The following is a 17241-nucleotide window of genomic DNA, read 5'->3' as shown; positions in this document are numbered from 1 at the left end:
ATTTCGACGGCTCTGTTCAAGCGTCCAGCCAGACCTGCTCGGCGAACATGTACCCCATGAAGCCGCCGAGCGGGTTGCTGCCGTAGCCCTTGATCCGTTGATCGACGCCGTCGATGTTGCTGATGAACACCGGAATGCCGATGCCACAGTGGTCGTGCACCAGGGTTTGCATGTCCGCGTACATCTTGCCGCGCTTGGCATCGTCGGTTTCGCCGCGGGCGAGCATCAGCAACTGATCGAACTGTTCGTTCTTCCAGCCGGACTCGTTCCACGGCGCCTTCGACTGGAAGAACTGCGAGAACATCACGTCGGCGTTCGGACGTGGGTTGATGTTGCCGAAGCTGATCGGGTGCTTCATCCAGTGGTTGGACCAGTAGCCGTCGCTCGGCAGGCGCTTGACGTCGAGTTTGAGCCCGGCCTGTTTGGCCGACTGCTGCAACAGCACTGCGATATCGACGGAACCCGTTGCGGCAGGCGACGCAAACAGCTCCATGCTGATGTTTTCCATGCCCGCTTTTTTCAGCAGGAATTTGGCTTTTTCCGGGTCGTAGACCGTTTGTGGCAGGTCGCTGTTGTAGTAGCGCGAGCCGGGCGCGATCGGATGATCGTTGCCGACCACGGCAAAGCCGCGAAACACCGCCGACTTGATCTGTTCGCGATCGAGCAGGTACTTCATCGCCTGGGTGAAATCGGCGTTCTGACCCGGCAGCTGATCCTGACGGATGATCAAATCAGTGTAGTTGCCCGATGGCGCATCAACGACCCGGTGTCTGGCGCTGGCCTTGATCCGGTCGGTGGAGCGCGGGTTGACCTCGTTGATCATGTGCACGTCGCCGGACAGCAGCGCATTGACCCGCGACGGCTCGTCGCCAATGGCGATGAATTCGATTTCGTCGAGGTACGGCAGGCCTGGCTTCCAGTAGCCGGTGTTGCGTGCGGCAACCGAACGTACGCCCGGTTTGAACTCCTTGACCTTGAACGGTCCGGTGCCAATGCCCTGGTTGAAGTCAGTGGTGCCTTCGGGAACGATCAGCAGATGCGAGACGGCCAGAATCGACGGCAATTCGGCGTTCGGTGCAGTCAGGCGGATCTGTACTTCGTTGGCCCCTGTGGCCTTGATTTCGGCGAACTGCTCCATCAGCGGCATGACTTTGGAGCCGGTCAGCGGATCCTTGTGTCGTGACAGCGAGAACACCACGTCGGCCGCGCTGAGGGTTTTGCCGTTGTGGAACGTCACGTCCTTGCGCAGGGTGATCGTCCACAGGGTCGCGTCGGTGTTATCGATGCGCTCGGCCAGTTCCAGTTGCGGCACCAGGTGCGCGTCGAAACGGGTCAGGCCGTTGTAGAACATGTAGTGCCGCACATAGTCGGTGGACAGCGCACCTTTGGCCGGGTCGAGGGTGTCGGCGGTGGAGCTGGACATGCCGGCGACACGTATGCGCCCACCCTGCTTGCCTTTGCCCGGCGTCGCCGTGTCATCGGCCAACAGTTTGCCCGCGGCACCGAACAGGCTGCCGGCGCCGGCAGCCGCTACACCGGCCACACCGAGCATTTGCAACGCGTGACGGCGTGACATGCCGCGATTGAGGCCTTCGAACACCCGCAGGCTTTCTTCGCCCGAGATCAGAGGTGAGTCGTTCTTGTGATCAGTCATTTCAGTGCTACCTGTCGAAATTAAGAAGGCTCAAGTGTTCCGGTTGGCCGGAACGTCCTGGAAACGCAAACGACGGTAAAGCCACAGCATCAGCTCAATGCAAATAGTCCTGAAAGCGGTAATAGGCGCCCACGAAAGGCAGGAACCAAGGCTTGCCGAAATGCCCGGGGATCGCCGGCCAGTCGAGTTCACGCCAGGGGTTGGCCTCGGCATTGCCGGCCATCACATCGGCCATCACCTGCCCCATGTGCACCGACATCTGCACGCCGTGGCCGCTGTAGCCCATCGAATGGAACACGCCACCGTGCTGGCCGGCTCGCGGCAAACGGTCTGAGGTCATGTCTACCAGGCCGCCCCAGCAGTAATCGATCCTGACGCCGGCCAGTTGCGGAAACATCTGGATCATCGCCGCCTGCAGCACCTTGCCGCTCTTGGCATCGTTGACACTGTCGGACATGGCAAACCGCGCGCGCCCGCCAAACAGCAGGCGGTTGTCCGGGGTCAGGCGGAAGTAGTTACCGATCATTCGACTGGTGACATAAGCGCGGCGCCCCGGCAGCAACTGGTCGATCAGCGCCCGCGGCAGAACCTCGGTGGCAATGACGAAGCTGCCCACCGGCACAATCCGCCGCCGATACCAGCCCAGACCACCGTGCTGACAGGCACCGGTCGCCAGCAGCACCTGCCCGGCGTGCAGCGATCCCTTGCTGGTGTTGACCTGATAACCACCAGCCCGGGCTTTCCAGTCGAGCACCGAGGTGCCCTCATGGATCAGCGCGCCGTGACGCACCGCCGCTTCTGCCAGACCGACGCCGAAACGCCCGACGTGCATCTGCACGCCATTGCGCTGCAGCAGGCCGCCATGGAACTGCGCAGAGTTGACTTCGGTGCGGGTCTGTTCGGCAGACAGCAATTCAACATCGGCATCGACTTCGTTGCGAATCAGCTCGCAGGTGCGAGCCAGCCCTTCGTAGTGCAGCGGTTTTGCCGCCAGTTTCAGCTTGCCGTTGCGCAACAGGTCACAGGCAATCTGTTCCTGCTCGACCAACGAGACAACGCTTTGCACGGCACTTTCGTAAGCCTGGTAATAGGCTTTGGCCCGGTCGGCACCGAGGCTGGCGCTGAGGCTGGCGTAGTCCTGCGCCACCCCCGTGTTGCACTGCCCGCCATTGCGTCCCGAAGCCTCGCCGATCACCCGCCCTGCTTCCAGCACCACCACACTGGCGCCCTTGAGCGCCAGGGCCCGGGCTGCCGCCAGCCCGGTGAAACCGCCACCGACGATGGCCACATCGACTTGCCCGGGCAAACCGCCGAGCTGTGCGCCGGTGAAGGCCGGTGCGCTGTCGAGCCAGTAGGATTCACTGCCCATGTTCAATCCCGCCTTTGCCAATGAGGATATGTCGTTACAGGCCGACCAGTGCGGCCAGACCGCCGATGTCCGGGATCTGGTGGTAGCTGTAGAAGGCATTGCCCGGTACTTCGTGGCCACGGGCGACGAAGGCCTTGTTCTTGATCTTCATGTCGTGGGCCGGCATCAGGTCGTAACGGAAGCTGGAGGACACATGCAAGATGTCTTCCGGGCCGCAGTTGAGGTTGTCGAGCATGTACTCGAACGCCGCCAGACGTGGTTTGTAGGCTTGTGCCTGTTCGGCCGTGAAGACTTTGTGAAAAGGTGCGCCGAGTTTTTCGACGTTGGACATGATCTGGCTGTTGCTGGCGTTGGAGAAAATCACCAGAGGAATCTTGTCGGCGATTTTCGACAGGCCGGCCGGTACGTCCGGGTGCGGGCCCCAGGTCGGAACGGCGTCGTAATACAGCTGGCCTTCTTCGCGGTAATCGATTCCCCAACGCTTGCAGGTACGCGCCAGAGCGGTCTTGAGAATCTCGTCATACGGCATCCAGTCGCCCATGACCTGGTCCAGGCGATAGGCCGAGAAATCCTTGACGAACTGATCCATCTGCTCAGCGGGAACGCGATCGGCGAAGAGTTCGCGGGTCATCGTGCCCATGTGGAAATTGGTCAGCGTTCCGTAGCAGTCGAAGGTAATGAATTTGGGGCGAAGAAAGCTCATTGAGTGCGTTCCTGAAGTTCGTTGAGGTCAATGGCGCTACAAGCATTTGCCTGGTTTGCGCAGTAGCGATGCAACGCTGCAGCACACCGTCATTACAACACCGTGAAATCAGCAGATGGCGTTAAAAGCGACCTCCGTTCGATACAAATCACCGTTTTGGTCATTCCACTCAGCAGACTTTGCGGTGCGCTCCAGCCTTGGGCAAAGCCCCTGTTTATGCGCACTTATGGACCTTTATTTGCCGTTTTTGATTTCCGACAGCGACTTTGCCCGCAGAAACTGCGCCCCATCGCAGCCTGGGCATCAGTTGCTGCGGCGCCTGTCAGCCCGGTTCTGAATCGAGGCGATTGAACCTACATCCTGCGCCTGAGCGACGAGACTCGGTACAAGCCTTTTATAGGGTAAAAAGGCCCAAGCATTTGCTGCCGACACAAGGCCCGGATTAAGTAGTAAGTGTGGTCTTCGGGACCGTGCTTCGCGGAATCTGCCGAATATTCCCTGCCCCCTTGTCAGGCTTTCATCCAGATGGGATACAGGCTTCACCTCGCCGCAAAACCCGGCGCCAGCGCACACTCTTGATCGGAGAATCGCCATGTCCACCCCGCTCCCTTCCTACGTCTATCGGCCGATGACTGCCGACGACCTGCCCAAGGCTCATGCACTGTCCGTGCAATTGAAGTGGCCCCATCGACTTGACGACTGGGCCATGCTGCAACGGGTCAGCAAGGGCTTTGTCGTACTCGATGGCGAGCGTTTGATCGGCACCGCGTTCGCCTGCCCGCAAGGTGATTTCACGACCATTGGCCTGGTCATTGTCAGTGACGATTACCAGGGCCAGGGCATCGGGCGAAAGCTCATGGAACACGCACTGCAGGCTTGCCAGTCAAGCACGGCGATATTGAATGCGACCGTGGCCGGCGCACCGCTGTATGCCAGCCAGGGTTTTGTCGAGTTTGGCCGGATTCAGCAGCATCAGGGCCAGGCGCAAGCCCCCGTGCCCGGGCCATTGGCAGACGGTGAAGAAAGCCGCCCGCTGCACGAGGCGGATCATCCGCGGGTGCTGGAACTGGCCAATGCCGGCAGCGGGCTGGATCGGCAAGCGGTGCTCAGCGATCTGTTCTCTGTCGTAGAGCATTCGGTGGGCATTGTGCGCGACGGTCAGTTACGCGCCTTCGCCCTGCTGCGCCCGTTCGGTCGCGGTCGTTGCATCGGCCCGCTGATCACCGAAAACCTTGAGCAAGCCCAACACCTGATCGCGACATTGTTGGCAGGAATACCGGACGCCTTTGTGCGCATCGATATTCCAGCGGATTGCGGCCTGGCCGATTGGCTGGAAGCCGCCGGCCTCAAGAAGGTCGATACCGTGGCACAAATGTCCCGCGGTGCCGCACCGCAAGCAAACCATGGCGTTCGGCAGTTTGCCCTGGTCACTCAAGCCATCGGCTGACTATCGGGCTGGCGCTTGCCGCCCCTCAATAAATCCTCTCAATACCTGGAGCGTCACCCGAATGTCCGAACCTTGCATCATGCTGTTGGCTCGTGCCGATGGCAGTCGCGTCGACACCGCTTTCAAACAGCAACCCTTGAACGCTGCAGACCCTTTCCCGACCGGACGTCAGATGGCCTGGTCCGGGAGCGATGGCATATCTGCAGGCATCGTCGAAGCAGGCGCTAGCCTTGATATCGACGACTTCCCGCACACCGAAGTGATCGTGGTTCACGCGGGCCATGTGACATTGAAAACCCGGGAGCGGACACTGGAACTGGCCGTCGGCGCCAGCGCGGTCATCGGCCGGGGCACGGACGTGCGGATCGAAGCACACACCGGCACCCGGTGGGCGTTTTGCGCCATGGCCAGCGCAGCCGCGACACCCGGCCTGACCTTGCTCGACCCGCAGGCGCATCTGTCACCCTCCGCCGCGCCGGAGCAGCAGATACTGATCGGTCCGACACCGCAATGCCGCTCACGTAATGCCTTCGAAGACGCCACAACCGATCTGCGTGTCGGCGTGTGGGACTCGACGCCCTACGAACGTCACGGTCGCCCGCACAAGCTCAATGAGCTGATGTATCTGATCGAAGGCAGCGTAACGTTGCAGACGCCTGAGGGCTCGAGCGTGACCGTCAATACCGGCGACAGCGTGTTTGTTGCGCGCGGAGCGCCGTGCGCCTGGAAAAGCACGCGCTATGTACGCAAAGTGTATGCGGTTAAATAGCGTCAGCCATGAAGCGCCTTGTCGAAGCGGAACGAAGCCCCATAGGCCGACTCAGGCAGGTGACTGGAGCGGTCTTCCCGCAACCGCGAACGGAAAGTGCCACTCTGCGGTTGAGTCCGGTACAGCCCACGCTTTTGCAGTTCGGGAATCACCAGTTCGACAAAGTCCTCAAGGCTGCCTGGGCTGATCAACGGGTTGAGCATGTAGCCGCTGGTGCCGGAAATTCGCGCGTGCTCTTCGATGCGATCGGCGACTTGCTGCGGTGTTCCGACGAGAATCAGGTCGCTGCCACGGGTAACGCTGGCGAAGCGCTTTTTCACATCACCCGCCGTCAGCGGCTTGCCACTGCCATCGGGGCGCATGACGTATGAGGTCAGGCCTTCGGTGTGCGTCGATAGCGCATCGCTGTCGGCGTAGCGGCTGATGTCGATGCCGGTGTCGCCGGCGTAACTGACCAGTTGTGCCTGCAAGTGATAGTTGCTTTGCAGCTCGTCGTATTTGCGCTGGGCTTCGATTTCGGTTTTGGCCGTGACGATGCGCAATACCGTCAGCGATTTAACGTCTTCACGTTGACGCCCACGCGCCTGAGCCTGGGCCCAGATGTCTTCCAGGCCCTGACGGATTTCCTGCGGGTTGGATTTGGCGATGAAGATCAGTTCCGCATGCTTGGCGGCGAACTCTCGACCGCGTCCCGACCAGCCCGCCTGAATCAGCAACGGGGTGCGCTGCGGGGACGGAGCGGTCAGGTGCGGCCCGGCCACGCGATAGTGCGCACCCTCGTGATTGATCGGTCGCACCCGCTCGCCTCTGGCATACAGCTGGCGGGACTTGTCGGCCACCACGGCGTCGTCGGCCCAACTGCCTTCCCAGAGTTTGTACACCACATCGAGAAACTCCTCGGCGCGTTCATAGCGATCGTCATGCTTGATCATTTGCTCCAGCCCGAAATTGCGGGCGGCGCTGGACAGGTAAGAGGTGACGATATTCCACCCCACTCGCCCATTGGTGAGGTGATCAAGCGTGCTGAAGCGCCGGGCGTGGGTAAACGGGTGCTCATAACTGGTGGTCACCGTGACACCAAACGCCAGGTTTTCCGTCACGGCCGCCAACGCCGGAATGATCATCAACGGATCGTTGGCCGGTGCCTCCACCGCCCATTTCATCGCCGCATCGGCATTGCCGCCGAACACATCGTAGAAACCCAGCACGTCACCAAAGAACAACATATCGAGGTGCGCCTGATCGGCAATCCGCGCCAGGTTTGACCAATAGCCCAGTGAGTTGATCGCCAGGCGTTCGTCAGCCGGGTGCGTCCACAGACTCGGCGCACCGCCGCAGCCGACGCTGGCTTGTTCATAGAGTGCAAACAGCAGAGGTTTAGGATCGGACATCTGGGTTCCTGCAAGAAATCATTCAACGGAATGGCTCAGCGCTGATGCTTGAAGCCTCTGCCGTAATGGCGTTCGAGGCGATGCTGGATCAGTTCGAGACCGATGGATAACAGCCAATAGATGGCGGCTGCGGTGGTCAGCATTTCAATGTAACGGTAGGACGAACGCCCGTACGACTGCGCCAGAAACATCACTTCCCAGACCCCCATGACCGAAATCAGGGAAGAATCCTTGAGCATCGAAATGAACTGGCTGGTGGTCGGCGGAATGATCGTGCGCATGGCTTGCGGCAGGATGATATGGATGAACGTCGCGGCCGGCCTCAGGCCCAATGCGGCGGCTGCTTCGCGCTGACCCGGGGCAACCGCGAGAATGCCGGCACGAAAAATCTCACTCAGATAAGCTCCGTAGTTGAGCGACAGCGCGATGATCCCGGCGCTGATTGCACCCGGCACCACGCCCAGCTGCGGCAGCCCCAGATAGATCAACAGGATCTGGATCAACAGTGGCGTGCCGCGAAAGAACGAGGCGTAGAAGCTGGCGATACCAAATGCCACGGCGCTGCTCGACAGCCTGGCCAGCGCGGTGACAAAGCCCAGCAATAACGAAAACCAGATCGAGCAGAAACACAGGAATATCGTCAGCGCAGCGCCCTGCAAGAACCCGTTCGGGCCCAGATGCAGGCCGACCAGGTTGGGCCACTTCTCCAGAATGATCGAAAACTTCAGATCGAAGCGCATGAAAAACCACACGCCCAGACCCGACAGCGCCGCCCACGTCAGATACAGGCGCGTGCGAAAGCCGAACAGCTGACGTGTCAGTGGCGGCTGCTTTTGCGGGGTAACAGCCGCTTTGGCCGGATGCGGGTTAATGGCTGTCATTGGCTGATATCAGAACCGATCCACTTGCGGGATATTTTGCTCAGCGTGCCGTCAGTCTTGAGTTGTGCGATGACTTCGGTGACTTTCGCATTCCATTGCGGATCGCCTTTTTCGACCGCCACGACGTTCGGTTCGGCATACAGTGGATCTCCGGCAATCTTGAAGCGCGGATCCTGAGCGATGCGTTCACGCGCGGTGATCAGGTTGGTGACCATGGCATCCAGGCGCACGCCGGTACCCAGTGCGAGATCCTGGAAGGCAACGGTTTCATTGTCGTAAGGCGCGATCTGGACATTGTCGAACGGATAGCTCAACGGTTTGTCCTCGGCGCCTTCAATGACCAGATCCTTGTTCAGATAGGCCTCATAAGTCGACGCACTGATCACACCGACTTTTTTGCCGGACAAGTCCTTGCCAGTGGCAATGTCCTTGTCCTTTGCATTGACCACGATCACCGCCGGCGACTGGTAATACTCCACGGGGAAGTCGAACACTTCGGCCCGCGCCTTGCTCGGTGTCATCGAGCACACGCAGATGTCGTATCGACCGTTCCAGCGCCCCGCGGCAATCACGTCCCAGGATGGAGTTTCAAGTTTCAGCTTGACCCCAAGGCGCTCGGCCACAGCTTTAGCGACATCCACATCGAAGCCGTCGAGCTGATTCTGGTCATTGAGAAAAGAGAACGGCGGGTAACTCTCCATCAGGACACCGGTGAGCTCACCTTTTTGCGTCACGCGATCAAGGGTGGGCCCGGCGAATGCTGCAGAGCAACTGACGGCGAGCGCCAGACCAAGTGTCAAATGTGTCGGGATCTTCAAGTGCGAATGCTCCAATCAGGAAAAACCTGATTAGATTAAAACGCACTATAAAATTAATATGAACTTCGTTTTGGGAATAAAAAGCTGCGCTTGGGCTATATGGAATCCTGGCCCTCTGCCTTAACCGACGCGCCTCCAACGCCAAGCCCTGTCAGGGTTGGAAAATGATTAACTTGTACGATGTCCTATCACGGGATATTACTAAGTCTCCTCAAAAAAAATAAAACCACGGAGATCGCTACATGGACTCATCCCTGTCCGCCAAGCCTGAAAGCCTCGAACAGGTATACGGCAATACCCGCCGCAGCTTCCTGAAAAAATCCCTCGCTGTTTCTGCCACGCTCGCCACCGGCTCTGCCTTGCTGCCCAGTCTCGCTGAAGCCGCCGAACCGTTGAGTCAACGCTACCCGGATCCACTGATTCACATCCTCGACGACAGTTTCCTCGACCTGCGTATTTTCAACGCCAGTGTGGAAAAACTTGCCACCGGCATGCGCTGGGCCGAAGGACCGGTCTGGATCGGTGATGGCCGCTACTTGCTGGTCAGCGACATCCCCAATAATCGCATTATGCGCTGGGATGAAATCACCGAGACCTTCACCGTCTACCGTGAGCACTCGAACTTCTCCAACGGGATGTGCCGGGATCGCCAAGGGCGGCTTATCGTCTGCGAAGGCTCTACCACCACCAGCGAAGGCCGCCGCATCACGCGCACCGAATACAACGGCACGACCACCGTGCTGGCCGACAGCTTCGAGGGCAAGCCCTTCAACTCGCCCAACGACATCGTCTGCAAAAGTGACGGATCGATCTGGTTTACCGATCCGCCATTCCAGACCGGCAACAACTACGAAGGCCACAAAATCACCCCGAGCCAACCCCACGCCGTTTACCGCATCGACGGTGAGAGCAGAAAGGTCACTCGGGTCATCGACGACCTGAACGGCCCCAATGGTCTGTGCTTTTCTCCCGACGAGAAAACCCTGTATGTCGTCGAAGGTCGCGCCAAACCCAATCGCTTGATCTGGGCCATTGCCGTGAAGGAAGACGGCACACTGGGCGAGCGTCGCAAGCACATCGAGGGGCTGGACTATGCGGCAATCGACGGTATCAAGTGCGACGAAGCGGGCAACCTGTGGTGCGGCTGGGGCGGCAATGGAGATCCCAGGGCCGACCTGGAAAAACTCGACGGCGTGCGGGTTTTCAACCCACAGGGCAAGGCCATCGGGCATATTTCGCTGCCAGAGCGCTGCCCGAACCTGTGCTTCGGGGGGCGCGAAGGGAACAGGCTGTTCATGGCAAGCAGTCACTCGATCTACTCGCTTTTTGTGAATACTCGCGGGACTACGTTTGCATTGTGAGCACGCCGTTGTGCTCTTGATCGTTTGCTGAGTCTCGAAACAACATCTTGCCGCGCAACCAGGGATGCGCGGCATTCAATCCTTGCAGTCCCCTGCCTCACCGATGCGGCCTGGGGCTTTCAATCGATAAGTGCCTGAGCCGTTGCTGCCAGCTGACTCCCCACACGGTCCTTCAAACTGTCGATAAAGCGTGTGATCTTGGCATCGACGAACTGTCGAGACGTGTAGACCGCATACACGTTTCGCTCATACGTATGGTAGTCAGGCAGAACCCGAACCAGTTGGCCAGAGCGAAAATCATCGATAGCGGTAAATCCAGCCAGCAAGCCGATACCGGCCCCTTGCCGAATGGCGACCGCCATCGCGTCCATGTCATTAACGCTGAAGCTCGGTCCGGTGGGAACGAAGGTCGCGTCACCTGCTTTGCTCTTGAGCTGCCACTCATCCCGCACATAGTCCACCGTTCCGAGCAGCAAGCATTGATGAGCGCTGAGTTCGTCAGGCGTGGTCGGGGTTCCGTGTCGTTCCAGATAGTCGGGCGACGCGGCCAGAACGCAATGACTGACGCCGATCTTCTGACTGACATACGCTGAATCCGGCAGCGTACGGGCAATCAGGATCGAGACATCCAACTGGTCCTCGAGCAGGTTGGGCATGCGTTGCGAGAGCATCAGATCCACGGTGACGTCCGGAAATTCATTGCGGTACGCCAGCACTGCGCCGGTCACCAGGTGCCGAGCAAGTCCAGGTACGCAGTGCACGCGCAAGGTTCCCCTGGGCTTCAAGGCTGCATTGCTCGCTTCTGCTTCTGCACTTTCCAGGTCAGCCAGGATCTTGATGCATCGCTCGTAGAACCGACGACCCGCGTCGGTCACCGAAAGACGTCGGGTAGATCGTTGCAACAGACGCGCATCGAGCACATTTTCAAGTGCCGAGACGGCGCGCGAGACATTGCCGACAGTGGAGTCCAGATGGTTCGCAACGGCCGTGAAACTGCCCATCTCGACCACTTTTACGTACACCGACATATTTGAAAGTTTATCCATCCTGATCGTCCTTCAGACCTGCAATCCGCTTGAGACAAGTGCGGATGCTACACCCTCCCCCGGCCCCCCGATATTACCTCTGGGGACAACAATGATTCCCTCGTGGCCAGCTAAATCAAGCGACTTACCTTCCATAGACTTGGCTTCACGGAGCGCTTGCCCGTCCCTGACAACCAACCAAAGGCCACACCATGAACAACTCCTACGATCAGCTTTATCTTTTCATCGGTGGTGAATGGATCGATGCGCAAGGTCGCTCTACGGCAGCCGTCGTCAACCCTGCGACCGGGCGTGAAATCGGACGTGTTCCCCTCGCCACTGCCGGCGACCTTGACCGCGCCCTGGAAGTGTCCCGAGTGGGCTTCGAACAATGGCGGCAAACGGTGCCGGACCAGCGCGCGAAAATCCTCAAACGCGCCGCCGATCTGATCCTGGAACGAGCCCCGCACATTGCAGCGCAGATGACCCTGGAAGAAGGCAAGCCACTGAGCGAAAGCATGGATGAAGTGGTGCGAGCCGCAGAGTATTTCGAATGGTTCGCCGAAAGCGCTCGGCGCATCGACGGCCGTGTTGTACCTGCCAACCGCCCCGGTGTACTGCAACTGGTCAAACGCCAGGCCATTGGCCCGGTCGCAGCTTTCACGCCGTGGAATTTTCCGGCTATCACGCCTGCACGCAAACTGTCGGCGGCCCTGGCGGCGGGTTGCAGCGTGATTCTCAAACCCGGAGAAGAAAGTCCCTCCACCGCGCTGGCCCTGGCACGGGCGCTGGACGACGCAGGCCTGCCCAAAGGCGTGCTGCAGGTGGTCTTCGGCGTACCGGATCAGGTGTCCAGCCAGCTCATTGCGTCTGCGATCATCCGCAAGGTGACGTTCACCGGCTCGGTGCCCATTGGACGGCTATTGTCGGCCCGCGCCGCCGAGGGCGTGAAACCCATCACCCTGGAACTGGGAGGCCACGGCCCGGTGTTGGTATTCGCCGACGCTGATGTTGAGAAAGCCGCAGTAGAGGGGGTCGCAAACCGCTTTCGCGGTACCGGCCAGGTGTGCATCTCGTCGACCCGGTTCATCGTTCAGCGTGGCGCCTATCAAGCGTTTGTCGATCACTTTGTCGCGGCCACCAAAGCCCTGAAAATCGGCGACGGCTTCGATCCACAGACTCAGGTCGGACCGCTCGCCAACCCAAGGCAGTTGGTCAAGATGGAGCAATTGATAGCCGATGCCGTCGAGAAAGGCGCACGGGTCTTGGTCGGTGGCGAGGCGCTTCCCGGAGACGGCTTTTTCTTCCAGCCCACCGTTTTGGCAGACGTGCCCATGAACGCCCGCATCATGCACGAAGAACCTTTCGGCCCCATCGCCGTGTTGATGCCTTTCGACGAGCTGGCCGACGGCCTGCAAGAAGCGAATCGATTGCCGTATGGCCTTTCGGCCTACGCGTTCACTTCCAATGCACGAACAGCCATCGACGTGGCCGACGGACTGGAAGCCGGAATGATCGGGATAAACCAGTACCGCATCGTCGCCACCGAGCTTCCGTTCGGCGGCATGAAAGAAAGTGGTCACGGCTCCGAAGGCGGCGTTGAAGGCATCGAGCACTACCTCACCCACAAATTCATCAGCCAGGTTTAAGGGAGCTCCCATGTCCACGATCAATTTCAGCAGTCCTCGCGAAGCGGCCCGGGCGTTCACACCCAAGCTGTCGGATTTCGTCGACGCAACGCTTTATCCGCAAATCTGGGCCGATCCTGGATTGTCACTTCGCGACCGCAGCCTGATTACCGTCGCTGCATTGATTGCCGGGGGGCACTCAGAAGAATTGCCCGCTCACTTGCGCCGGGCAATCACCAACGGCGTCAGCCTGGACGAAATTGCCGCAGCGATTACCCACCTGGCGTTTTATGTGGGCTTTCCCGGCGCCATCACTGCATCGGCCATCGCCAATGCCACGTTTTCCGACTCGGAGAAGAACCCGCTATGAAAGCGATCAACATCAGAGAATTCGGCGCCGCAGATGTCCTGGAGCTCGTCGATGCGCCCGACCCCGAAGTCCGCCCCACCGACCTTCTGGTGCGGGTTTACGCCGCTGGCGTGAACCGTGCCGACCTGACCCATCGCACCGGTGGTTATGGGCATCCGAATTTCGGTGACTCGCTGATCATCGGACTGGAGATCGCTGGCGAGGTGATCGAGACAGGCAGCGAAGTGACCGGCTACGCCGCAGGAGACCGAGTGATGGGCGTCGTTGGTGGTGGCGCCTATGCCGAACTGGCGCGCATCGACTACCGCATGGCCATGCCGATCCCCGCGCAGCTGGATTATGTACACGCAGCGGCTATCCCGGAGGTGTTCGTCACCGCCCATGAAGCGATGATGCACCTGGCTCGCCTCAAGTCCGGCGACTCGGTGTTGATTCATGCGGCGGCCGGCGGTGTCGGCTCCGCCGCCGTGCAACTGGCCTACGCCACCGGCGCCACCGTGTATGCCACCACAGAGGGCAGCAAGTTATCGCGTGTCGAACATCTGGGGGCTGACGTCGCGATTGACTACAAGACCCAGGACTTCGCCCAAGTCATTGCCGACAAGACCGAGGGTCGAGGGGTCGATGTGGTCATCGACTTCATCGGCCAACCCTACTTCGCACGCAACATTGCCTCGCTTGCTCACGGTGGCCGACTGGTGCAGGTCGGGATTCTGGGCGGTGGCGGCCAGGTAAGCGTGGAGCTCGAACACATCCTCTATCGGCATCTGCAAATCATCGGCACGGTAATGAAATCCCGCACCCAACCGGAAAAGCACGCCATGATCCAGCGCTTCCGTGAGCATTGGCTCGATCGCTTCGACGGCGCAGGGAGCCTGGAACCGGTGGTGGACAGCACATTTGCGCTCGCGCGGGCTGCCGATGCTCACCGGCGAATGGAGTCGTCAGGGAATGTCGGAAAAATCATCCTGACCATGCGTCCGGAGGATTCGCCGTAACACACCCGAAGCGTTCAAGGATGAACATTCATTCATCGAAAACAGGGTTCGATGCGTCTAGTCTGCGGGTTACGACATAGTGACTACAGGAGTAACCCACCATGTTCTCGCACGAAAGCATCCCGCTGATCATCCTTTTCACCATCCTGCTGCTCGGCGTACTCACCGCCGTCCTTCATCCCGTGCATGCGTTCTACAGTTGGCTCCAGAGGCGCAGGGAAAGATCCGCTGCCGAGGCTGCGAGCGAGGCGGATTCGCACTGATGTGCATGACTGGCCCGGAGTAATCCGGGCCTTTTTCCGCCTGCTGGCGACAGCACCGCAAACCACAGTGAACACTATTCGCGCCCTCTCCCCGCTACCCAGGCAAGCCTTCAGCTTGTGATGTCGGTTCTGCGCATTTGCGCGAAAAAATTGCCGCTTGATTGTCAGGTGGCTTTTTTCCGCCTATCTTGAACAAAACCTATACATAATTACCATCTTCGTACAATTATTTTGGGTACTGATCCGCCATGCCGCGCAAACCTAGCGCGGAAAAACGAAATTAGACGGCCGCAACCCTGTACGCGCGCTTCATGGCGTACAAGAAAGCATTTCCAGCGCGGTCCCTCGACCCCCTCTGCCATCAGGGAGTAAAGCAATGACTCGATTAGTGCTGTTACTGACACTGATACTCAGCATCGCAAGCTGCACCAGCGTGGATGTCACTCGCTATGCCGATCAACAACCGGCGCTCGATCTGCAGCGTTTTTTCAGCCAGCCCGTCAAAGCCTGGGGGATGTTTCAGAAGCGCGGCGGCGAAGTGACCAAGCGTTTCGAAGTCAACATTGTCAGCCGCCGCGAAGGCAACAACCTGATTCTCGACGAGCGCTTCCTGTACAGCGATGGCACCCGCCAACACCGTGTATGGACATTGACGCCCGAGGGCCAGGGACGCTGGAGCGGCCGCGCCGGTGATGTCGTAGGGGTTGCCCAAGGCCAGGTGGCGGGCAACACACTTCACTGGCGTTATCGGCTGAACGTACCGGTCGACGACTCGACCTATGAAATGAGCATGGACGACTGGATGTACTTGATGGACGAGGACACGTTGATCAACCGCACCAGCATGTCCAAGTTCGGGGTCGAAGTCGGTCAGGTGACTTTGTTCTTCCGTCGCCAGGGCGCCGAATCAAGCCAATGAACCGTAAAACGCAGAGCTCCATTGAATGAACGTTACCCGCCGCTTGTGTCTGGTACTGGGCGACCAGTTGTCCTTCGACCTGGCTTCCTTACAGGCACTCGATGCCGAGCGCGACACGGTGTTGCTGGTTGAAGTCATGGAAGAAGCCAGCCATGTGCCCCACCATCCACAAAAGATTGCCCTGATCTTCAGCGCCATGCGCCATTTCGCCCAGGCGTTGCGGGATCAGGGTACGCGGGTTGAATACGTGACCCTGGATGATCCCGATAACAGCGGTTCGGTGCCCGGTGAGCTGAAACGCTGGCAAGCGTTGTTACAGGCCGAGCAAGTGCACATCACCGAGTGTGGCGACTGGCGACTGGAGCACTCGATCAACGAATGCGGTTTGCCCATCCACTGGCACGCCGATACGCGTTTTCTGTGCAGTCGCGAAGAATTTGCCGCATGGGCCGAGGGCAAGAAACAGCTGCGCATGGAGTTTTTCTACCGTGAGATGCGTCGCAAGAGCCGCTTGCTGCTCAATGGTGACGGCTCGCCAGTGGGCGGCGCGTGGAACTTCGATGCCGAGAATCGCAAGGCCCTGCCCAAGGGCGTCAAAGCGCCCTACCCGGCACGCTTCAAAAACGACGCCATCACCCGCGATGTACTGGCACTGGTCAAGGCGCGCTTCAGCCAGCACTACGGCGCGCTCGATGACTTCAACTATCCCGTCACCCATGCCGATGCGCAGGCACTCTGGGCGTATTTTCTTGATTATGGCCTGGCGGGGTTTGGCGATTACCAGGACGCCATGGCCAGTGACGAGCCGTTCCTGTTTCATGCGCGCATCAGTGCAGCGCTCAACATCGGCCTGCTGGATCTGCGTCAGCTGTGCAGCGATGTGGAGTCGGCATACTGGGCCGGCAGCGTTGCGCTCAATGCCGCCGAAGGCTTCATTAGGCAGCTGATTGGCTGGCGTGAATATGTGCGCGGCGTGTACTGGCTGAAGATGCCGGATTACGCGCATGGCAACTCGTTCGGCAACACCCGGGCATTGCCCGAGTTCTACTGGACGGGTGACACCCAGATGAACTGCATGCGCCACGCCATCGGGCAAAGCTTGCAACACGCCTACGCGCATCACATTCAGCGACTGATGGTCACCGGCAACTTCGCCCTGCTCGCCGGTATCGCGCCGAGTCAGATCTGCGAGTGGTATCTGGCGATCTACATGGACGCCTTCGATTGGGTCGAGCTGCCCAACACGCTGGGCATGGTCATGCACGCCGATGGCGGTTATCTCGGTTCCAAACCCTATTGCGCCAGCGGCCAGTACATCAATCGCATGTCCGATTACTGCCGCGGTTGCGCGTACAAGGTCAGCGAAAGCACGGCGGACAATGCCTGCCCGTTCAATGCGCTGTATTGGCATTTCCTGATGCGCCACGGCGAGCTGCTGCGCGGCAATCAGCGCATGAGCATGATGTACAAGAACCTCGACCGCATGCCGCAGGCCAAGCAAGACGCACTGTGGCGACGCGGCCAGGCACTGTTGGCGCGCCTGGATAACGGCGAATCATTTTGAAATCAGTGCTCGCCCGAACGACCTTGCTCCATCAGTGAAACTTAACGACGAAGCAACCTGTCAACGGATCAGCAGCCACAA

16 protein-coding genes are annotated in these 17241 nt (G+C 59.5%); 9 read left to right on the top strand and 7 right to left on the bottom strand.

What is annotated here, in order from left to right:
- Window positions 1-16: 16 nt before the first annotated feature.
- The 3 genes from JKA62_RS15765 to JKA62_RS15755 all read right to left on the bottom strand — a co-directional run bounded on the left by JKA62_RS15765 (window position 17) and on the right by JKA62_RS15755 (window position 3726).
- A complete protein-coding gene (locus tag JKA62_RS15765; protein ID WP_039768550.1) occupies window positions 17-1654 on the bottom strand; it encodes an ABC transporter substrate-binding protein in 1638 nt (545 codons plus the stop codon).
- Window positions 1655-1748: 94 nt separating this feature from the next.
- A complete protein-coding gene (locus JKA62_RS15760) occupies window positions 1749-3023 on the bottom strand; it encodes an NAD(P)/FAD-dependent oxidoreductase (RefSeq protein ID WP_085610317.1) in 1275 nt (424 codons plus the stop codon).
- Between the two features lie 34 nt (window positions 3024-3057).
- On the bottom strand, window positions 3058-3726 hold the full coding sequence (locus JKA62_RS15755) for a haloacid dehalogenase type II (protein ID WP_201818548.1): 669 nt from the start codon (window positions 3724-3726) through the stop codon (window positions 3058-3060).
- Window positions 3727-4318: 592 nt separating this feature from the next.
- Between JKA62_RS15755 and JKA62_RS15750 the strand changes: the two genes are divergently transcribed.
- Complete coding sequence (locus JKA62_RS15750; protein WP_201818547.1) at window positions 4319-5173, top strand: GNAT family N-acetyltransferase; 855 nt, start codon at window positions 4319-4321, stop codon at window positions 5171-5173.
- A gap of 61 nt (window positions 5174-5234) precedes the next feature.
- Entirely contained in the window at window positions 5235-5942 is a 708-nt protein-coding gene (locus JKA62_RS15745; protein ID WP_201818546.1) for a cupin domain-containing protein, read from the top strand.
- A 2-nt stretch (window positions 5943-5944) separates the two neighbouring features.
- On the opposite strand, the gene JKA62_RS15740 is transcribed toward JKA62_RS15745, so the two are convergent.
- From JKA62_RS15740 to JKA62_RS15730, 3 genes are read right to left on the bottom strand one after another with little or no spacing between them, the layout of a single operon-like run.
- On the bottom strand, window positions 5945-7333 hold the full coding sequence (locus JKA62_RS15740) for an LLM class flavin-dependent oxidoreductase (protein ID WP_201818544.1): 1389 nt from the start codon (window positions 7331-7333) through the stop codon (window positions 5945-5947).
- A 35-nt stretch (window positions 7334-7368) separates the two neighbouring features.
- Window positions 7369-8214, bottom strand: a complete 846-nt coding sequence (locus JKA62_RS15735) for an amino acid ABC transporter permease (protein ID WP_011334213.1) — start codon at window positions 8212-8214, stop codon at window positions 7369-7371.
- Window positions 8211-9032: an ABC transporter substrate-binding protein gene (locus tag JKA62_RS15730; protein WP_201818543.1), complete on the bottom strand. Its 822-nt coding sequence runs from the start codon at window positions 9030-9032 to the stop codon at window positions 8211-8213. The genes JKA62_RS15735 and JKA62_RS15730 overlap by 4 nt, the downstream gene beginning before the upstream one ends.
- A 242-nt stretch (window positions 9033-9274) precedes the next feature.
- Here JKA62_RS15730 and JKA62_RS15725 point away from each other — a divergent pair, with 242 nt between their 5' ends.
- Window positions 9275-10393 carry an SMP-30/gluconolactonase/LRE family protein gene (locus JKA62_RS15725; protein WP_201818542.1) on the top strand — a complete coding sequence of 373 codons (1119 nt, stop codon included), beginning with the start codon at window positions 9275-9277 and terminating at the stop codon, window positions 10391-10393.
- Window positions 10394-10512: 119 nt separating this feature from the next.
- Here the strand turns inward: JKA62_RS15725 and JKA62_RS15720 are convergent, their stop codons facing one another.
- Window positions 10513-11439, bottom strand: coding sequence for a LysR family transcriptional regulator (locus JKA62_RS15720; protein WP_011334216.1), 927 nt, complete (start codon window positions 11437-11439; stop codon window positions 10513-10515).
- A 191-nt stretch (window positions 11440-11630) separates the two neighbouring features.
- Here JKA62_RS15720 and JKA62_RS15715 point away from each other — a divergent pair, with 191 nt between their 5' ends.
- The 6 genes from JKA62_RS15715 to JKA62_RS15690 all read left to right on the top strand — a co-directional run bounded on the left by JKA62_RS15715 (window position 11631) and on the right by JKA62_RS15690 (window position 17160).
- The gene (locus JKA62_RS15715) at window positions 11631-13067 is read left to right on the top strand and encodes an NAD-dependent succinate-semialdehyde dehydrogenase (RefSeq protein WP_201818541.1); all 1437 of its coding nucleotides are present in this window, start codon (window positions 11631-11633) and stop codon (window positions 13065-13067) included.
- Between the two features lie 10 nt (window positions 13068-13077).
- Window positions 13078-13416 (top strand): carboxymuconolactone decarboxylase family protein, encoded by a 339-nt coding sequence (locus JKA62_RS15710; RefSeq protein ID WP_197867780.1) that lies wholly within the window; start codon window positions 13078-13080, stop codon window positions 13414-13416.
- On the top strand, window positions 13413-14414 hold the full coding sequence (locus JKA62_RS15705) for an NAD(P)H-quinone oxidoreductase (RefSeq protein ID WP_201818540.1): 1002 nt from the start codon (window positions 13413-13415) through the stop codon (window positions 14412-14414). Before JKA62_RS15710 ends, JKA62_RS15705 begins: the two co-directional genes overlap by 4 nt.
- 101 nt (window positions 14415-14515) lie before the next feature.
- Window positions 14516-14677: a hypothetical protein gene (locus JKA62_RS15700; protein WP_165369533.1), complete on the top strand. Its 162-nt coding sequence runs from the start codon at window positions 14516-14518 to the stop codon at window positions 14675-14677.
- A gap of 376 nt (window positions 14678-15053) precedes the next feature.
- Window positions 15054-15596, top strand: coding sequence for a DUF3833 domain-containing protein (locus JKA62_RS15695; RefSeq protein WP_201818539.1), 543 nt, complete (start codon window positions 15054-15056; stop codon window positions 15594-15596).
- A gap of 25 nt (window positions 15597-15621) precedes the next feature.
- The gene (locus JKA62_RS15690; RefSeq protein WP_201818537.1) at window positions 15622-17160 is read left to right on the top strand and encodes a cryptochrome/photolyase family protein; all 1539 of its coding nucleotides are present in this window, start codon (window positions 15622-15624) and stop codon (window positions 17158-17160) included.
- The last annotated feature ends 81 nt before the right edge of the window (window positions 17161-17241 follow it).

The sequence above is a fragment of the Pseudomonas sp. B7 genome (genome assembly GCF_016735645.1).
GTDB classification, from domain to species: Bacteria; Pseudomonadota; Gammaproteobacteria; order Pseudomonadales; family Pseudomonadaceae; genus Aquipseudomonas; species Aquipseudomonas glycinae.
This window is presented reverse-complemented; position numbering and strand designations above follow the sequence as displayed.

Excerpts from the sequence above, each read along its gene's own strand:
- JKA62_RS15695 (WP_201818539.1), top strand. The coding sequence starts at position 15,054 with ATGACTCGATTAGTGCTGTTACTGACACTGATACTCAGCATCGCAAGC.
- JKA62_RS15750 (WP_201818547.1), top strand. The coding sequence starts at position 4,319 with ATGTCCACCCCGCTCCCTTCCTACGTCTATCGGCCGATGACTGCCGAC.
- JKA62_RS15725 (WP_201818542.1), top strand. The coding sequence starts at position 9,275 with ATGGACTCATCCCTGTCCGCCAAGCCTGAAAGCCTCGAACAGGTATAC.
- JKA62_RS15690 (WP_201818537.1), top strand. The coding sequence starts at position 15,622 with ATGAACGTTACCCGCCGCTTGTGTCTGGTACTGGGCGACCAGTTGTCC.
- JKA62_RS15765 (WP_039768550.1), bottom strand. The coding sequence starts at position 1,654 with ATGACTGATCACAAGAACGACTCACCTCTGATCTCGGGCGAAGAAAGC.
- JKA62_RS15700 (WP_165369533.1), top strand. The coding sequence starts at position 14,516 with ATGTTCTCGCACGAAAGCATCCCGCTGATCATCCTTTTCACCATCCTG.
- JKA62_RS15745 (WP_201818546.1), top strand. The coding sequence starts at position 5,235 with ATGTCCGAACCTTGCATCATGCTGTTGGCTCGTGCCGATGGCAGTCGC.
- JKA62_RS15740 (WP_201818544.1), bottom strand. The coding sequence starts at position 7,333 with ATGTCCGATCCTAAACCTCTGCTGTTTGCACTCTATGAACAAGCCAGC.
- JKA62_RS15755 (WP_201818548.1), bottom strand. The coding sequence starts at position 3,726 with ATGAGCTTTCTTCGCCCCAAATTCATTACCTTCGACTGCTACGGAACG.
- JKA62_RS15710 (WP_197867780.1), top strand. The coding sequence starts at position 13,078 with ATGTCCACGATCAATTTCAGCAGTCCTCGCGAAGCGGCCCGGGCGTTC.
- JKA62_RS15705 (WP_201818540.1), top strand. The coding sequence starts at position 13,413 with ATGAAAGCGATCAACATCAGAGAATTCGGCGCCGCAGATGTCCTGGAG.
- JKA62_RS15720 (WP_011334216.1), bottom strand. The coding sequence starts at position 11,439 with ATGGATAAACTTTCAAATATGTCGGTGTACGTAAAAGTGGTCGAGATG.
- JKA62_RS15715 (WP_201818541.1), top strand. The coding sequence starts at position 11,631 with ATGAACAACTCCTACGATCAGCTTTATCTTTTCATCGGTGGTGAATGG.
- JKA62_RS15760 (WP_085610317.1), bottom strand. The coding sequence starts at position 3,023 with ATGGGCAGTGAATCCTACTGGCTCGACAGCGCACCGGCCTTCACCGGC.
- JKA62_RS15735 (WP_011334213.1), bottom strand. The coding sequence starts at position 8,214 with ATGACAGCCATTAACCCGCATCCGGCCAAAGCGGCTGTTACCCCGCAA.